The 17479-nt window shown below is 60.8% G+C and carries 15 protein-coding genes; 9 read left to right on the forward strand and 6 right to left on the reverse strand.

Annotated features, from left to right (window positions below; translation table 11 throughout):
• The first annotated feature begins 116 nt into the window (after window positions 1–116).
• Window positions 117–830, forward strand: coding sequence for a ParA family protein (locus tag A6U87_RS22610; protein ID WP_065693560.1), 714 nt, complete (start codon window positions 117–119; stop codon window positions 828–830).
• A 92-nt stretch (window positions 831–922) separates the two neighbouring features.
• Here A6U87_RS22610 and A6U87_RS22615 read toward each other — a convergent pair whose 3' ends face one another.
• Window positions 923–2275 carry a L,D-transpeptidase gene (locus tag A6U87_RS22615; RefSeq protein ID WP_065693561.1) on the reverse strand — a complete coding sequence of 451 codons (1353 nt, stop codon included), beginning with the start codon at window positions 2273–2275 and terminating at the stop codon, window positions 923–925.
• 239 nt (window positions 2276–2514) lie between these two features.
• Here A6U87_RS22615 and A6U87_RS22620 point away from each other — a divergent pair, with 239 nt between their 5' ends.
• From A6U87_RS22620 to A6U87_RS22630, 3 genes are all read left to right on the forward strand, one after another.
• Window positions 2515–3354 (forward strand): DUF4432 family protein, encoded by an 840-nt coding sequence (locus A6U87_RS22620; protein ID WP_065693562.1) that lies wholly within the window; start codon window positions 2515–2517, stop codon window positions 3352–3354.
• Between the two features lie 69 nt (window positions 3355–3423).
• Entirely contained in the window at window positions 3424–3762 is a 339-nt protein-coding gene (locus tag A6U87_RS22625; protein ID WP_065693563.1) for a TIGR01244 family sulfur transferase, read from the forward strand.
• A 71-nt stretch (window positions 3763–3833) separates the two neighbouring features.
• Window positions 3834–4175, forward strand: a complete 342-nt coding sequence (locus A6U87_RS22630) for a RidA family protein (protein WP_037178894.1) — start codon at window positions 3834–3836, stop codon at window positions 4173–4175.
• Between the two features lie 45 nt (window positions 4176–4220).
• On the opposite strand, the gene A6U87_RS22635 is transcribed toward A6U87_RS22630, so the two are convergent.
• From A6U87_RS22635 to A6U87_RS22650, 4 genes are read right to left on the reverse strand one after another with little or no spacing between them, the layout of a single operon-like run.
• Window positions 4221–5879: a thiamine pyrophosphate-binding protein gene (locus tag A6U87_RS22635; RefSeq protein ID WP_065693564.1), complete on the reverse strand. Its 1659-nt coding sequence runs from the start codon at window positions 5877–5879 to the stop codon at window positions 4221–4223.
• On the reverse strand, window positions 5876–7078 hold the full coding sequence (locus A6U87_RS22640; protein WP_065693565.1) for a CaiB/BaiF CoA-transferase family protein: 1203 nt from the start codon (window positions 7076–7078) through the stop codon (window positions 5876–5878). Before A6U87_RS22640 ends, A6U87_RS22635 begins: the two co-directional genes overlap by 4 nt.
• 18 nt (window positions 7079–7096) lie before the next feature.
• Window positions 7097–8056, reverse strand: a complete 960-nt coding sequence (locus tag A6U87_RS22645; protein ID WP_065693566.1) for a DMT family transporter — start codon at window positions 8054–8056, stop codon at window positions 7097–7099.
• 13 nt (window positions 8057–8069) lie between these two features.
• On the reverse strand, window positions 8070–8999 hold the full coding sequence (locus tag A6U87_RS22650; protein WP_065693567.1) for an alpha/beta hydrolase: 930 nt from the start codon (window positions 8997–8999) through the stop codon (window positions 8070–8072).
• A gap of 151 nt (window positions 9000–9150) precedes the next feature.
• On the opposite strand from A6U87_RS22650, the gene A6U87_RS22655 reads away from it, so the two are divergent.
• From A6U87_RS22655 to metF, 5 genes are all read left to right on the forward strand, one after another.
• Entirely contained in the window at window positions 9151–9885 is a 735-nt protein-coding gene (locus A6U87_RS22655; RefSeq protein WP_065693783.1) for a ribonuclease, read from the forward strand.
• 74 nt (window positions 9886–9959) lie between these two features.
• Complete coding sequence (locus tag A6U87_RS22660; protein WP_244499558.1) at window positions 9960–11768, forward strand: hypothetical protein; 1809 nt, start codon at window positions 9960–9962, stop codon at window positions 11766–11768.
• Window positions 11769–11902: 134 nt separating this feature from the next.
• Window positions 11903–13552, forward strand: coding sequence for an energy-dependent translational throttle protein EttA (gene ettA, locus A6U87_RS22665; protein ID WP_065693569.1), 1650 nt, complete (start codon window positions 11903–11905; stop codon window positions 13550–13552).
• A 167-nt stretch (window positions 13553–13719) separates the two neighbouring features.
• A complete protein-coding gene (locus tag A6U87_RS22670) occupies window positions 13720–14745 on the forward strand; it encodes a metalloregulator ArsR/SmtB family transcription factor (RefSeq protein ID WP_065693570.1) in 1026 nt (341 codons plus the stop codon).
• 2 nt (window positions 14746–14747) lie between these two features.
• Entirely contained in the window at window positions 14748–15647 is a 900-nt protein-coding gene (metF, locus tag A6U87_RS22675; RefSeq protein ID WP_065693571.1) for a methylenetetrahydrofolate reductase [NAD(P)H], read from the forward strand.
• Between the two features lie 520 nt (window positions 15648–16167).
• Here the strand turns inward: metF and A6U87_RS22680 are convergent.
• Window positions 16168–17409, reverse strand: a complete 1242-nt coding sequence (locus tag A6U87_RS22680; RefSeq protein WP_065693572.1) for a lytic murein transglycosylase — start codon at window positions 17407–17409, stop codon at window positions 16168–16170.
• Between the last annotated feature and the right edge of the window lie 70 nt (window positions 17410–17479).

Below are 17479 nucleotides of genomic sequence, written 5' to 3' on the forward strand. Positions count from 1 at the left end.
GCGGTGTTTAGGTATTGTTAACCATGATTGGAAAGGATGCATTAACCGCACGATGCATCCGAAAGTGCGCAACAGAGCGATATCCAGCTCGTGCAATTTCCCTTCGAGGACCAGACATGCCTGTGATTACTTTTGCAAACACCAAGGGCGGCGCCGGCAAGACCACGGCCGTGCTTCTTCTTGCCACCGAACTTGCCCGCAAGGGTTATCGCGTCACCATCCTCGATGCAGATCCGCAGCATTGGATTTCCCGTTGGCACGAAGTTTCAGGCCACGTGCACAATGTCTCGGTCATCGACTTCGTGACTTCGGCATCGCTGCCGCAGCACATTTCCGAGAACAAGCAGAACACCGACTATTTCATCGTCGACCTGCCGGGTGCGCGCAATCCGCTGCTGGCAACGGCGATCGGCCTGTCCGACCACGTCCTTATCCCGATCCAGGGCTGTGCGATGGATGCGCGCGGCGGTGCGCAGGTGTTGGAACTGCTCCAGTATCTTGACGAGAAGGCGGGGATCAAGATCGGCCATTCGGTCGTGCTGACACGCGTCAACTCGATGGTCACGACGCGTGCGCTGTCGCTGGTGAAGTCACTGCTCAGCGAGCGTCAGGTGCCGGTTCTCGATACCGCGATCATCGAGCGCTCCGCGTTCCGCGATATTTTCGATTGTGGCGGCACGCTGCATTCGATGGATCCGGCTCGCGTCAGCAACCTCGACCGGGCACGCGAGAATGCCCAGTGTTTCGCCGAAGAGATCATGCGCAAGTTGCCGGTCCGTCTCCCTGCCGCTGCGCGTATGACCGGCCCGCTGATCCGTTCTGCGGCTTAATCCGATCGCTTCGGGAAATGAACATGCGCTCCAGTCCGCTGGGGCGCATTTTTGTTGGTGGGGGAAGGTCTGCCCGGGAGCCCCGCTGAACGTCAGTCGACGAATTCGACGGTGACGCCGGGCTTGACCATCTTTGCCAGCTCGGTCGCGTCCCAGTTGGTCAGGCGGATACAGCCGTGACTTTGGGTGCGGCCGATCTTGGAAGGCTCCGGCGTGCCGTGAATGCCGTAGGTCGGCTTCGAGAGTGCCATCCAGACCGTGCCGACGGGACCGTTCGGGCCCGGCGGAATGTTGAGGATCTTGTCGTTGGCGCCCTGCTGGAAGTTGATCTTCGGATTGTAGGTGTAGCCAGGATTGAAGGCGACACGCTCGACCGTCACCGTGCCGGAGGGCGAGGGGGTGTCGGTTGAGCCGATCGAGGCGGGATAGGCGGCGATCAGGCCGCCTGAAGCGTCATAAGCAAAGACCTGCTTCTTGCCCTTGTCGGCGATGATGCGCGTAACCGCGCCGGTCTTCGCTTCGCCGGGGTTGACGACCTTGATGATCGTGCCAGGCAGCGTGAAGTCGGCGCCGGGATTGATTTCCTTCAGGAAGCCTTCGTCCATATGGAAGCGTTCGGCCAGCGCCTCGGTCGTGGAGGTGAAGCCAAGCGACGAAAGTGCCGCCTTGTGGGCATAGTCTTCCGGGATTTCAGCAACATAAGGTCCGGCTGCATCAGACTGCGTGATGGTGTAGCTGACCAGCGGCAGGCCACCGGACATGCGGAGCTGCTCGAGGATCGCGTCGGTGTTGTTCGGATCGAGCGTTTCGCCCGTCATCTCCTGGTAGGCATAGATTGCCTTGGTGACGTTCGAGCCCATGTGCCCGTCGATTGCGCCCGGGGAAACGCCGGCGCGATCGAGGAAGACCTGAAGCGCCACGATTTCGGACTTCGACTTGTTCTTGAGCGTGATTACCGGTTCGGCCTGCGGCTTTGGCTGCGTGATCTCCGGATTCTGCTGATCCGGTTCGATCGAGGCGTAGTCGCCGCTCTGTGGGTAGGGCTGGTCGTCCAGCGGTTGCCGGTCGATCGAGGCGTCGCGCGGGATCGAGCCCGTGACTGCGCCGCGCTCGGCATAACGGGTATCGCCGTAGACATCGCCATTGCCGTAATAAGGGTCGTTGCTTTCAGCCTCGCGAACCGGCGGGCGCGGGAAGTAATTGCGCGCGCGCGCTTCCGTTGCGATGATGTTGCCGTAGGGATCGACGAGGACACGGTTGCCGCGGCGGTCTCGCGCATAGCCGGTACCGGCCGGCACATAGTCGAGAATCTCACCCTCGGGGGTGACGAAAACGACGCTCGGGCGGCGGTTGTAGAATTGCTGCGCGCCCGCATCCGGGGCTGCCGCGGCAAAACCCACCACGATGATTGCCCCATGCAATGTCGATTTCAGAAAGCGATTCACGTCTTCGTATCCCTCAGTGACTTGGCCGACACACACCTGCGAATTTTGACGCTAGTGTGGAATTTATGAAATCGTGCTGAACAAAAGATAAAAAAATCGTGATTTTCCCTTTAGTGATAAACATTTGAGATCGCCATCCGTTCCAATGAAATTCCCGCTCGCTCTACGGTTCGTGAAGATTGACGAAATGCCGCGCAGAACCTAACGCTACGGCGGTTCATGAATGGGGAGATGAGATCATGATGGAATTTGCCGCCGCCAGCGGACCGCGCCTGATGCTGGACGAAACCTCGCTGATGGATATCGGTGGCTGCGTTGTCGGTGGCGTCGATATCGCACCGAAGAAGGCGGTCCCGGATGATGGCGATGCACGCATCTCGCATTCCGTCGAAGGTTTCCTGTTTACCTGCGGGCCTGACCACATTCGCCATCGCGATCCGATCCCCGGTCGCACCGATGGTTTGGTGTTTCCCTTGCACGGTTCGGCCGCCGGGCACGCGGCCAAAATACTCTGGACGAAGTTCGAGAACGGCAACGCCGAGTGCCGCGCTGATATCGACATTACAACCGTGGAAGGACTGCCGGCGCGCATCGAGCGGCACTGGTTCATGGATGGCAGTACCGGCGAGACCCATCTCAGGGACACGGTGATCAACACCAGCGACCAGACTGTCCCGACATTCCTGATGTACCACATGAACATCGGCGGGAAATGGTTCGACGCGGGGACGCGGCTTGAAGGGAAAATGCTCGACGGTGGCGGATTCCCTTGGAAGTTCGGCAAAGAAGGCGGCGACATATTCTGCGTCGAGGCCCCTGCGACCGACAATGGTCTGTCCGAAATCCGGCTCGGGCCGATCGCCGCCATCGGTGGCAAGACGCTGCGGGTTCGGGTGATGGCCGATACCCTGCCGCACCTGCAGGTTTGGCGAAATCAGACGGCCCCCGCCGACGTGCTTGGCATCGAGCCGGTGTCGCATCGCTGGGTGCCGCGCTCGGAGCTTGAAGCAGCGGGCGAGTTCGTGACGCTCAAGCCGGGCGAGAGCCGCAATTATGGGCTCAGCTTCGCTTTTGTGTAGGCGATGCGTGGTTGACGCTGGGCAACGGGCGGCGTAGTCATTCAGCCCACGATTTCAGGAGGATTTACGATGGACATTCGCCAGATCGACGACGAATATTCGGTGTCGGGACAGATCACGGTCGAGGACCTCGATCAGATCAAGGCTTTGGGCTTCAAGTCGATCGTTTGCCATCGTCCGGACCAGGAGAGCATGGACCAGACGCCGTTTGCCGTGATCGAAGCACGTGCGAAGGAACTCGGCATCGAGATCGCGCATGTTCCGGTCGGCCCGATGGGTGTGACGGAAGAAGCCGTGGCCGGCATGGTTGACGCGCTCGACGAATTCCCGCGTCCGATGCTCGGCTATTGCCGCTCCGGCGCACGCTCGACAGCGATCTACCAGAAGACACATCACATTCGCGCTTAGTCCTGAGCTGAGCAGCCCATTCGGCGCCGCCTCTCGTGCGGCGCCTTTCATTTCATAACAAGGAGAACATCATGAGCATCAAGCGCATCGACGCCGGCGCCCGCATGAGCGGCGCAGTCATCCACGGCAACACCGTTTATCTCGCTGGCCAGGTTGGCGAAGGCGCCACCGTGACCGAACAGTGCAAGGACGCTCTGGGCGAAGTCGATCGCCTGCTGGCCGCTGCCGGTTCCGACAAGTCGAAGATCCTGCAGACGCTGATCTATCTCTCCGACATCTCGGATTTCGCTGAAATGAACGCTGCCTGGGAAGCCTGGGTCGATCCGGCAAACACGCCGGCACGCGCCACCAGCGAAGCCAAGCTCGCTGCTCCGAAGTACAAGGTCGAGTTCATCGTTACGGCCGCGATCTAAGATCGTCGTCTTTTCGATTCCTGAGGCCGGTGGGCGTTCAGCCGCTCACCGGCTTTTTGTTTGCGCAATTTCTGACAGCGTTCGCGTCGGCGTGATCGCTTCCGGATCGAGCTTGATCTCGATGATCGACGGCTTGCCGCTCGCTCGTGCCCGCTCGAACGCTGGGGCGAACTCGTCCGTCTTCGCTACCGTCTCTCCATGTCCGCCATAGGCGCGGGCAAGCGCCGCGAAGTCAGGGTTGGTGAGATCTGTTCCGCTGACCCGGCCGGGGTATTCCCGCTCCTGGTGCATGCGGATCGTGCCGTAGATGCCGTTGTTGACGACAACAACGATGATGGGCAGTCCGTAGCGCACCGCAGTGGCGAATTCCTGCCCGTGCATCATGAAGCAGCCATCGCCGGCAAAGCAGATCACTTCGCGGTCGGGGAAGAGGCGCTTGGCTGCAACGGCTGCAGGCAACCCGTAGCCCATCGAGCCGGAGGTGGGAGCGGCCTGCGTGTTGAACTGCCGGAACCGGTGGAAGCGGTGGACCCAGGTCGCATAGTTGCCGGCGCCATTGGTGAAGATCGTATCGGGCCGCGTGTTTTCCTCGATCCACGCCATGATAGGTCCCATCTGGACGTCGCCGGGGCCGGTCTGCGGCGGCTTCGACCAGGTGAGGTAGGCCTGATGCATGCGCTCGGTCCGCTCGGCCCAATGCGCCTCCGCCGGTGCTTCCAGGTCGGCCAGGGCCCCCACGAAATCCTGCGGGCTCGCGCAGATGGCGAGGTCCGGTCGGTAAAGGCGTCCCAGCTCTGATGCATCGGGATAAATGTGGACAAGCTGCTGCTGCGGGTAGGGGATGTCGAGCAGCGTGTAGCCTGACGACGGCATTTCCGACATGCGGCTGCCGATGAGGATCAGCAGGTCGCTTTCCTTGATCTCTCTTGCGAGCTCGGGGTTGATGCCGATCCCGACATCTCCGGCATAGCTTGGATGCAGATGGTCGAAGAGCATCTGCCTGCGGAAGGAGCAGCCGACGGGCAGCTTGAAGCGCTCGGCGAAGGTCTGGAAGTCGGCAACGGCATCGGCATCCCAACGCGTGCCGCCGAGAATGACCATCGGCCGCTCGGCTTTGAGAAGGCGAAGATAGAGGTCGTCGATCTGGCTGCTGCCGGGATGAGCCTCGACGCGGGCATAGCGCTTGGCGCGTGGCGCTTCGACCTCTTCGCGCAACATGTCTTCGGGCAGTGACAAGACGACCGGACCGGGCCGCCCGGAGGTCGCGATCGCAAAGGCGCGGGTAACGAATTCGGGAATGCGTGCAGCATCGTCGATTTCGCCTACCCACTTGGCGAATTCGGTGAAGGCGCGGCGGTATTCCACCTCCTGAAAGGCTTCGCGTTCACGTGCATCGCGCTGGACCTGGCCGATGAACAGGATCATCGGAATGGAATCCTGCCTGGCGATGTGCAGGCCGGCGGAGGCGTTGGTTGCGCCGGGGCCGCGCGTGACCATGCAGATCCCGGGCTCGCCGGTGAGGCGTCCCCAGGCATCGGCCATCATCGCGGCACCGCCCTCTTGGCGGCAGACGACCACGTCGATGTCGCTGTCATGAAGCGCATCGAGAACAGCGAGAAAACTCTCGCCGGGCACACAAGAGAGGCGTTTCACCCCATTCGCTTTCAAGGCCTCGACGATCAGTTCCCCGCCGGTTCTTTTCATGATGGCTTTTTCCCCTCCAGTTCGGCGAGCTCCGCCAGAACTTCCTCCTGATGCTCTCCCAATCGCGGGCTGGGCCGCTCGTAGCGCAACGGCGTCTGCGACAGGACCACCGGTGTCCTCACGCCGGGGATGACAGTACCAGCTGCGTCCTCGAGATCGACACGCAGGCCGCGCGCCTTGATCTGCGGATCGGCAAACATTTCCTCGATCGTGTTGATCGCTCCGGCCGGAACGGCATTCGCCTCGCAGGCCTTCAGCAGATCGGCCTTCGGCCACTTCAGCGTTTCGGTCGTCACCAGCCGGCGGACCTCGTCGCGATGCGCGATCCGGGCTTTGTTGGTGGCGAAGCGCGCGTCGTCGGCCACTTCGTCAAGGCCGAGGATCGTGCACAGGCGGCGGAACTGGCCGTCATTTCCAACAGCGAGAATGAGATAGCCGTCTGCCGTCGGCACCACCTCGTAGGGAGAGATGTTGGGATGGGCGTTTCCCAGCCGGGTCGGGGCGCGGCCGGATACCAGATAGTTCATGTTCTGGTTGGCGAGCACGGCGGACTGGACGTCGAGCAAGGCCATGTCGACAAGCTGACCCTGGCCGGTCTTCAAGGCATGGATGAGGGCTGCCTCTATGGCCGAGACGGCATAGATTCCCGTGAAGATATCGGCGATCGCAACGCCGGCCTTCATCGGCTGTCCGTCCGGCTCGCCGGTGATCGACATGAAGCCCGACATGCCCTGGACGATATAGTCATAGCCCGCCAGTCCGGCGTAAGGGCCCGTCTGGCCGAAGCCGGTGATGGAGCAATAGACCAGCTTCGGATTGATCTTCCGCAAGCTCTCGTAATCCAGGCCGTATTTCACGAGCCCGCCAACCTTGAAATTCTCGATGAGGACATCGGCCGTTGCCACGAGGCGGCGAACGAGGGACTGTCCGTCTTCGCTTTTCAGGTCTGCCGTGATCGAGCGCTTGCCGCGATTGGCGGAGTGATAGTAGGCGGCGGAGAGGTTCTCGCCATCGGCGCTCTCGACGAAGGGCGGCCCCCATTGGCGGGTATCATCGCCGCCATCGGGATTTTCCACCTTGATGACGTCGGCGCCGAGATCGGCCAGCATCTGGCCTGCCCAAGGTCCGGCGAGCACGCGGGCGAGTTCGATGACGCGAATGCCCGCAAGCGGTGCGTTGCTAAGCTGGGTCTCCGTCATGTTCCTCCCACGATCAGATCAAGGTGCCCGTGTCGATTGAGATGTATCGGATACGGGTTTCGATGCAAAGCGCCGCTCGCGCCAGATGATGTAGAAGCCCGACCCCATGATGATTGATATGCCGAGCCATTTGACCGCATCCGGGAAGTCGCCGAAGACGAGCCAGGCGAAAATGGTGGCAGAGACGATCTCGAAATACTGCAGCGGGGCGAGGGTGGAGGCCGGCGCGGAGCGATAGGCGTAGACGCCCAGAATGCCGGCAATCGCCGCGGAGACGCCGACACCGAGAAGGTACAGGAAGCCGCGGCTGTCCGGCATGACAGGATCAAGGACATCAGAACCGCTGCCGTGGCCGAAATACAAAAGCACGGCGCAGATCAGCAGGCCCCACAGACCCATATGAAACTGCATCAGCCAGGGATCCTCGCGCTGCGCAAGGGCCCGGTTCATCATGGCATAGATGGCGATGCAGAGAGCGCTTACGATCGGAAGCAGCGCTACATAGCCTACCTCCTCGAAGCTGGGCTGGATGATGAGCACCGCACCGAAGAAGCCGACGCCGCAGGCGGTGTAGCGCCGCCAGCCGATCGTTTCTTTCAGGAAGATGCTGCTGAGGATAGTGAGGATGATGGGCTCGACGAAGAAGATCGCGATCGCGTCAGCAACGGCCATGTACTTCAACGTCGTCACGAAGGAGATCATCGATACCGTAATGATGGCGCCGCGGATCGCGTGAAAAAAGCTCTGCTTCCAGGTGATATTCGTCAGGTTGTTTCGCCACAACACGATGGGCAGCATGCAGAGGGCCTGTACGGCAAATCGCGCGGCGGTGATTTGCGCGGAAGGAACCGTGGCAATGGCAAGCTTCGAGAAGATATCGATGATCGGCGAGATCAGGACCGACAGAGACATCAGCACGATCCCCAACATCACCTCGGAGGAGGCGGACATGGATCGGCTGGCGTTGCTATTGCTCATTTCGGGTCCTCTTTCACGCCTTGGCGAGCGCTCCGTCACACCAGTCGGCGAAAGCAGCCATCGCTGCATCCGCACCGATCTCATTGAGGGTCTCGTGGCGCATATCCTGATATATCTGCGTGGTGATACGAGAGAAGCCGGCCGCTTTCAAATGGTTTGACAGCCATGTGACGGCTTTTCCGTTGTCTGTTGCCGGGTCCCGACCGCCGCCGACCAGATGGATGGGCAACTGTTTCGGCACGTTTGCCAGATGCGATGCCTGCGGTGCCCGGAAGGTCAGTTCGAAGATGTCCAGCCATAGCGACACGGATGCGTCGAAACCACACAGCGGATCGGCGATGTATTTGTCGACCTGGGCTGGATCTCGCGACAGCCAGTCGAAATCGGTCCGGTGGTCGGCAATCGACTTGCCCCATGTGGTGAAGGTGAGTTTTGGAAGCAGGGTGCTCGGAACATCCGAGCCCTTCAGTGCGCGTTCCGTAAGCAGGATCGCCTGGGCCGCGCGTCCGGCCAGCCCAGGATTGAAATTGGAGTTCCAGATGGCAAGCGCATCGAACTTGCCGGGATAGGTCACCGCTGCATTGAGCGCGATCAGGCCACCCATCGAATGACCGAAGAGCACGATGGGAAGTCCCGGATGCAGCCGGGCCGCATGGTCGCGCATCGCTGCAACATCGTCGATGACTTGCCGCACGCCGTCGCGGCGGGCAAAGCGGCCGATCGGCGCATCCGGCGCCGTCGTCTCTCCGTGGCCGCGATGATCGTGGGCATAGACATGATAGCCGCGCGCGGCCATGGTCTGCGCAAATCCGGCATAGCGCCTGGAGTGTTCTGCCAGGCCGTGGCAGATCAGGATGACGCCACGCTCATGTCCTGCCGCCGGTTCATAGTGAAATGCAAGCGACGCCCCCGTCGTTGCGACGCGCTGTGTTTCTGCGAACATTGTTTCCTCCGTCGCTGGAACTGACCAGATCGGACGGCAAAAGCAACAGACCGGGATGCCTATCCGATGGGAATTTGGCGGTCATCCACGAAGGGTTGCGAAACCCGAGATGACGTGCTTATCTGTTCATGGATTGTTCCTGGGGGTCGAGATGAGCAATTTCAGGGCATGCGCGTCTGTTTTTCTTGCCATGATAACCGCCGCCGGCGGGGCCACGGCACAGGAGCTAGGCCGCGGACACACGCGGTATATTCTCGCCGCGAGCTGGCAGCCGGCGTTTTGCGAAACCAATCAACGCAAGGCGGAGTGCGGCAGCCAGACCGGCGACCGCTTGGATGCGACGCACTTTTCGCTGCACGGCCTCTGGCCGATGCGGGACAACTATTGCGGCGTTTCCGGCGCACTGCGCACCGCCGATAAGGAGGGCGACTGGAACGAGCTGCCTGAAGTGACGCTTTCCGCCCAGGGCAAGGCGGACCTCGACAAGGTCATGCCGGGCACACAGTCTGGGCTCGAACGGCACGAATGGCTGAAACACGGCACCTGCACGAAGATGAGCGCCGACGCCTATTTCGGCACGGCTGTACGCCTGGTTGGCGAACTGAATGCTTCGGCCGTCCGCGATCTCTTTGTCTCACGGATCGGAAAGACGCTGACAGCCCCCGAGATCAAGGCTGCATTCGACAAGAGCTTTGGTCCGGGCGCCGGCGACCGCGTGAAAATGAGCTGCCGAAGGGCAGGGCGCGATCGTGTCATCAGCGAGCTGACCATCGGGCTTTCCGAGGAGGCGACCAGTGATGGCGCGGCCCTGGGCGATCTGATCCAGGGCGCTGGCAAAACGTCGTTCGGCTGCGACGAAGGTGTCGTCGACGCCGCGGGTTTTTGAAGTGTAGGATAATCTCAATTTTTGACACATATCATCTCGGGCTGGCGGCGACCCAACAGCTCGAGTGACGATCAATGTCCGACATAGTTGCATCTGAAAGCAACGAGAGTGCCGTACGAGAAACGCCATTGTGGCGGATGTTCATCGTGGTCTACGCGACCGCGCTGGCGATGCTGGTGGTCGATCTTACCGATGGCATCAGGTTTGTTGGCGATGTCGACGACCAGTTGCGCGAGCTCCAGATCCGCCACTTGATGTCGCCACAAGGCCATTGGTTCGATCTTTCGCTGCCATTCATCTCAATGCCTGCGGTTTACGTCTCGCCTTGGTCCCGTTTGGTCGATCTTCCCTATGTGGCGATTGCCTGGCTGCTGCAATTATTCCTGCCGACCGCACAAGCGCTTACTGTTGCCTTCCACGTCTGGCCGCCGATGCTGCTGGCGGTTTTCAGCCTGCTGGTTGCATCGACGGCGCGCCGCCTGATGGCCGGGTTCGCGTTGACGGAGACGGCTCTTATTCTGTCGCTCATACTCATGACCATTCTCATGAGCATGGGCGTGCTGGAGTTTTCACCTGGGCGCATCGATCACCACAACGTTCAGATTGTCGCCCTTATGATGATCGTGGCAGGACTTGTCCGCTGGGGGCGGACAGGGGGCCTAATGATCGGCGCGGGGGCCGCAATCTCGACGGTAATCGGCCTTGAGTGCTTGCCATTTGTCGCGGTTGCCTATGGCGGACTCGTTCTTTGCTATCTCGGAAATGTTGCCCAGGTGCGCACGGTCATCGTTGCTGCGTCCGTTTCGATGGCGACCGTCACGCTTCTTTCGGCAATGGCGTTCATCGGCCCGTCCGGTGCGGTTTCGACGCAATGCGACGCTTTCTCTGCTCCGTATATCCTGCTGCTATGTGGATTTTCCACGATACTCGGCGTGTGTGCGTTCATCCAGAATGAGCGCACGGGGCCGTTCGCCCGGCTCCTCGCGCTGGCGCTTCCCGGCGTTGCTCTTCTGGTCGGTGCGGCCTTCCTTTTCCCGTCCTGCATGTCGGGACCCTACGGCATCATCGATCCACTGTCGCGTGAGCTCTGGTTCAATCGAATCTGGCAGGAAAAGAGCATTCGGTACTTCTACGAAAACGGCCAATACGATCTGCTCATGCTCGTCGCATTGACGGCTGCCTTTGCGGCATATGTCGTTCCGCTGCTCCGGTTTAGAATGAGAGAGAAGTCGTTCGGCCCGGTGATTGCCTATCTTATGGTAATGAGCGCGCTCATCCTGACGGCCTTCGTGACGCGAAACATTCGCTTCCCGATAGCGCTTATGCCGGTTTTCCTGCCTGCCGTCGTCGCAATGATGACCATGAGGCCTCCGGGGTTCGAGAAGGCCTATCGGATCCCCACAATGGTTGCGGCCATGATTGCAGGCGCGCTTTGCCTTTTCTTCGTCTTGCTGCCGCCGCTCGAGCATGAGTTCGATGCCGTCGACTACATGGCGGCGAGTGAATGTCCGCAACAGGATTTCTCGGTGCTTCAAACCGTCCCTCCGGGGCGCGTTGCCGTGCCGCAGGGGATTGCGCTACCCGTGATCTTCGCTGCTCCATCGGGCTTTTCGGTTGGTGCGATACCGTTCCATCGCGCGTCGCCCGGGATGAAGCGCATGTTCGACGTGTTCATGACCTCGGATCCGCAGCTGCGTCGGGAGGCACTCGCACCTTTCGACTATGTCGCCGTCTGCCGCTTCCCACTTAAAGCCGATCCCGCACAGGCGCCTCTTTATGCCGCGCTCGCGGGTGGTGATGACTGGCCGGGGCTAGAGCGGGTGGTTTCTCCAACACCCAGCAATTTCCAGCTTTTCCGGATTGATCATGCCGCGCTACGATAGGCTGAGGTGATCTTCAGCCGTTTCCCGCAGGCCATCTGCGACAAAGCGCTTGGATTTTGCCTCTACCGCGTTGCTCCCGGGCGCCAATTCGCCTACATAGCGGCAAACCAATTTCCCCCGGAGCAGAATTACCGATGGCACGTCAGTTCATCTACCACATGTCGGGACTGAACAAGTCCTACGGCGCTAAGAAAATCCTCGAGAACGTCAACCTGTCGTTCTACCCCGACGCCAAGATCGGTATCCTGGGCCCGAACGGCGCCGGTAAGTCGACCGTGCTGCGCATCATTGCCGGCCAGGACAAGGAATTCACCGGGGAAGCCTGGCTCGCCGAAGGTGCGACCGTTGGCTACCTCGAGCAGGAGCCGAAGCTCGATCCTGCGAAGACCGCTTTCGAAAACGTCATGGAAGGCGTTGCCGACAAGCAGGCGGTGCTCGACCGTTACAACGAACTGATGATGAACTATTCCGACGAGACGGCGGACGAAGGCGCGAAGCTCCAGGACATCATCGACAGCCAGAACCTCTGGGATCTTGAACAGCAGGTCGAAATGGCGATGGAAGCGCTGCGCTGCCCGCCGAAGGATTCCGCCGTCGACAACCTGTCGGGTGGTGAGCGTCGCCGTATCGCGCTCTGCCGCCTGCTTCTGTCACAGCCGGACCTGCTGCTGCTCGACGAACCGACCAACCACCTCGACGCCGAAACGATCGCCTGGCTGGAAAAGCACCTGCGCGATTACCCGGGCGCCGTGATGATGATCACCCACGATCGCTACTTCCTCGACAACGTCACCGGCTGGATCCTCGAGCTCGACCGCGGCCGTGGCATTCCTTACGAAGGCAACTATTCCGCTTACCTGCAGGCGAAGGCCAAGCGCATGCAGCAGGAGAGCCGCGAAGAAGCCGGCCGCCAGAAGGCGCTGTCGCGCGAACAGGAATGGATCGCCTCCAGCCCGAAGGCCCGTCAGGCAAAGTCTAAGGCCCGTATCAAGGCCTACGAACAGCTGGTGGATGCGGCCGAGAACATCCGGCCCGGCGACGCGCAGATCATTATTCCCGTGTCCGAGCGTCTCGGTCAGGTTGTCATCGAGCTTGATGGTATCAACAAGGGCTTCGAAGGCCGCACGCTGATCAACGATCTCACGATCAAGCTGCCGCCGGGCGGTATCGTCGGCATCATCGGCCCGAACGGCGCCGGCAAGTCGACGCTGTTCAAGATGATCACCGGCCAGGAAAAGCCGGACGCGGGCTCGATCCGCATCGGTGAAACGGTTCATCTCGGCTACGTCGACCAGAGCCGCGATGCGCTCGACGGCAACAAGACCGTCTGGGAAGAAATCTCCGGTGGCGCCGAAGTCATCAAGCTCGGCAAGTTCGATATGAACAGCCGTGCTTATTGCGGCGCCTTCAACTTCAAGGGTGGCGACCAGCAGCAGAAGGTCGGCAACCTCTCGGGTGGTCAGCGCAACCGCGTTCACCTCGCCAAGATGCTGAAGGCGGGCGGCAACGTTCTCCTGCTCGACGAACCGACCAACGACCTCGATACGGAAACGCTCGGTGCGCTTGAAAGCGCGCTCGAAGCCTTCGCCGGCTGCGCCATCATCATCAGCCACGATCGCATGTTCCTCGATCGTCTGGCGACGCACATCCTCGCTTTCGAAGGCGATGGCCATGTCGAATGGTTCGAAGGTAACTTCGAAGACTACGAGGAAGACAAGGTTCGCCGCCTCGGTGCCGACGCGCTGAACCCGGGCAGCCAGGCTTACAAGCGCCTGACGCGCTAATTCCTGCATTCTAGGGATGACGACAAAAGCCCCGGTTCGCCGGGGCTTTTTTGTGGGGTGCCCTATGTCGCTATTTGCGCAGCGAATTTCGTGAATGGGTGGAATTGCTGCTTGCCAGCCCAATGCAATTCACATAAAGATATCTTTATATGTTGATTGGATCGAGTATGGGTGAGCCTATCAGACTGGGATTGGATGCGTTGGTGGACGTCTTGAGGGCGGCCGGAGAGCCGACGCGCCTTCGTCTGCTTTCGCTTCTCGCCGCCGGCGATCTGACGGTGACCGATCTTACCGAAATTCTCGGCCAATCCCAACCGCGCATCTCCCGCCACCTGAAGCTGCTTGGTGAGGCTGACCTCATCGATCGTTATCAGGAAGGCGCCTGGGCCTATTTCCGACTGCGTCAGGAGGGCAAGGCGGTCGCATTCGTCCGGAGCCTGCTGACGCACGCCTCGGAGAACGACCCGGTCATCCAGCGCGACGGCGAGCGGCTCGCTGCCGTCAAGCGCCAGCGTGCCGAGCGTGCGCAAGCCTATTTCAGTCGCAACGCCGCCGAGTGGGACGAATTGCGCCGGCTGCATGCGGCCGACGAGGAGGTCGATGCCGCGGTTATCCGCTTGGTCGGCAACCAGCCGATCGACTCGCTGCTGGACCTCGGTACCGGTACCGGCCGCATCCTCGAGCTGCTTTCGGGTATCTATCGCCGCGCAATCGGTGTCGATGCCAGCCGTGACATGCTGAGCGTGGCGCGCGCCAACCTCGATAAGTCAGGCATTAACAAGGCCTCGGTTCGTCATGCCGACATCCTGAACCTTCCGTTCGAGGCGCAGGATTTCGATCTGGTCACGATCCATCAGGTTCTTCATTTTTTCGACCAGCCCGAAATCGCCATCGGCGAGGCGGCGCGTATGTTGCGGCCCGGTGGGCGGCTGGTCGTGATCGATCTGGCGCCGCATACGCTGGAATATCTTCGCGACGAGCACGCGCATGTCCGTCTCGGTTTTTCGCATCAGTCGATGTCCGACTGGCTGCGCAAGGCCGGGCTCGACGTCGAGCAGGTCGTCGATCTTCATCCGGGGCATCAAGGCGGGCAGGGGCTGACAGTCACTATCTGGCTCGCCCGCGACCCGAGGCGCTTGATGGCTTCCATCGAGAGCGACAGCGCCGTACCCACATTTGCCGGGAGAGAGTAAACATGGCTTCGAACACCGACGCGCGCCGCAGGATCGGCATTTCCTTCGAGTTCTTCCCACCGAAGTCGGAGGAGATGGAAGGCCAGCTGTGGAATACGGTCAACGAGCTGCAGGACTGGAACCCTGACTTCGTATCTGTGACCTACGGCGCGGGTGGCACCACCAAGGCGCCGACATTGGCGACGGTCTCGCGGTTCCTTTCGGCGACGCCGCTTGCTACCGCTTCGCACCTGACCTGTGTCGGTGCGACGAAGGAAGAGACGCATAGCGTCATCGAAAGCTTCCGGAATGTTGGGGTCAAGCATTTCGTCGCACTGCGCGGCGATGCGCCTGGTGGCGTCGGTGCGCCTTATCAACCGCATCCGGGCGGCTATGCCAATGCGGCTGAGCTTGTTGCTGGGTTGCGCGATATCGGCGACTTCGAGATTTCGGTTTCCGCCTATCCGGAAAAGCATCCCGAAAGCCGCGACACTGCCGCTGACATCGAGATGCTGAAGCGCAAGGCGGACAACGGTGCCGATCGCGCACTGACGCAGTTCTTCTTCGACAACGACAATTTCGAGCGGTACCTCGAAAAGGTCCGCGCGGCCGGCATTCGCATCCCTATCGTTCCGGGTATCATGCCGATCCAGAACCTGACGCAGCTGAAGCGCTTCGCCGGCGCCTGCGGCACCGTCGTTCCGCAATTTCTCGACGAGCGCTTCGCGGGCTTCGACGACAAGCCGGAAGAGCGGGCGAAAGTTGCTGCCGAGGTCGCCGCGGAGCAGATCGAAGATCTTGCCCGCCGGGGGATCGAGGATTTTCATCTCTATACGATGAACCGCGCGCCGCTGGTATCGGCGGTTCTGACTAATCTTGGCTTCAAGCGCGAGGCGACGAAAAAGGCCGGGGCCGCCGCATAGGCCTGCCGGGTCTTTCAGGACACTCCAGACGTTAAAAAAGCGCATGCTCTCAAGGCATGCGCTTTTTTAATTCCGCAGAGATGTTCGCTACTCAGGAGTCTCGGCATAGTCCATTTCGGGCGGCAGGCAGGTCAGATGAAAAGCATCGACAACACAAATAAAAACGCCGCACCGATCAAAAGGACATTCAAGGATCGTGTGAGTCCCATGTCTGTCTCCTCGCGTTAACAGCCGGATAATATGTCGGGAAAACGACGCTTGAAAAGCACATTTTATGCTGCGGTGCGGCGAAAATGTCACATCTCTGCGACACTGAAGACGCCAAGCATCTGAAATTCAATAGAAAACCTGGGTGCAAAATTATTCACAGATTTTAACGAAGTGTAAAATCCGGCGAATGGGGCGTTTACCGCTGCGGCAAGATCAGGGCGTGCCCGAACCTCCTGAAAACATGAGGGAAATCCGGGGACTGAAAAGCCGGGCCAATGGCCCGGCTTCAGCAGCAGATTTCAGCCTGTTATCAGAGTGCGCCGAGCAGGGCTGGCGTTGCCCAGCCGTCGGCAGGCATGCCCAATCGCTGCTGCTGCTTCTGGATGGCTATGCGCGTGCCCGAACCGAGAATGCCGTCGATCGCGCCGACATCATGACCGAGGGTGTCGAGCTTGGTCTGAAGCTCTTTCATCTGGTCGTTGGTCAGGCCCTGTTCCGGGGTGCCCTTCAGGTAGGGCTCCGCGCCAGCAAGCCGGGTCGCAAAGTAAGCGGCTGAGGTGGTGTAGATGAACGACTTGTTCCACTCGAGATAGATGCCGAAGTTGGGGTAGGCGATGAAGGCAGGTCCGAGACGACCCTGCGGCAGGACCAGGTCACCACGCAGGCTACCGAAGCTCGTGTCGCCGTTGCGCGGCTTGACGCCAAGCGCGAACCACTCGCCAGCGGTCATCGTGCCGCCGAGGCCGGACTTCTCGAAGGGCAGGCTTTCAGGAATGGTGACCTCCTGCAGCCACGGCTGACCCTTCTGGAAGCCGAGATGCTGGATGAACTTGGCGGCGGTCAGGATGGCGTCCGGGCCGCTCTGCTTGAGGCGTACATGCCCATCTCCATCGCCGTCCATGCCGTAGGCGACGATATCGCGCGGCAGCATCTGGACCTGGCCGATTTCGCCGGCCCAGGCGCCGGTGTTGGTTGCCGGGTCGAGGTCACCGTGCTGAACCATCTCGATGAGCGCGATCAGCTGCGGACGGAAGAGTTCGGGGCGGCGGCAATCGTGAGCGAGGGTCACGAGAGCATTGCGGGTGTTGAAATCGCCTTGCACGGCGCCAAAGTCGGTCTCCATCGCCCAGAAGGCGGTGATGACGCCGGCCGGGACGCCGAATTCCTGTTCTGCGCGGGCGAAGACGTCGGCGTGCTGCTTCATCTTCTGGCGGCCGATATCAAGGCGCGCCTGGCTCACGGTGCGCTGCGAGAATTCCAGGAAGGTCTGCTTGAACACACCCTGGGCACGGTCGCGGCTGATCACCTTGGGATCGATCTGTGCGCCGGCAAGCGCCCTGTCGGCTGCTTCGGCGGATGCGCCGGCAGCGATCGCCTCGGCCTTGATGCCAGCCAGGAACGCGGAGAGGTCGCCATCGCAGGCAGGAGCCGGTGCCGCAGCTGCTGCGGGAGCCTGAGCGGCAGGTGCCGCTGTTTGTGCTGCAGCACCCGTGGCGATACCGGCGGCGAACAGGAGAGCGAGCGCAGAACGGCTTGCGGGCGTGCGGAACATAGCTTTAATCCTCGTCATTGCTAAAATTGCTGTCGATGTCCCAAATGATTGTGACAGAAGCAAGAAAGAA

It is taken from the genome of Rhizobium sp. AC44/96, assembly GCF_001692185.1.
Classification (GTDB): Bacteria; Pseudomonadota; Alphaproteobacteria; order Rhizobiales; family Rhizobiaceae; genus Rhizobium.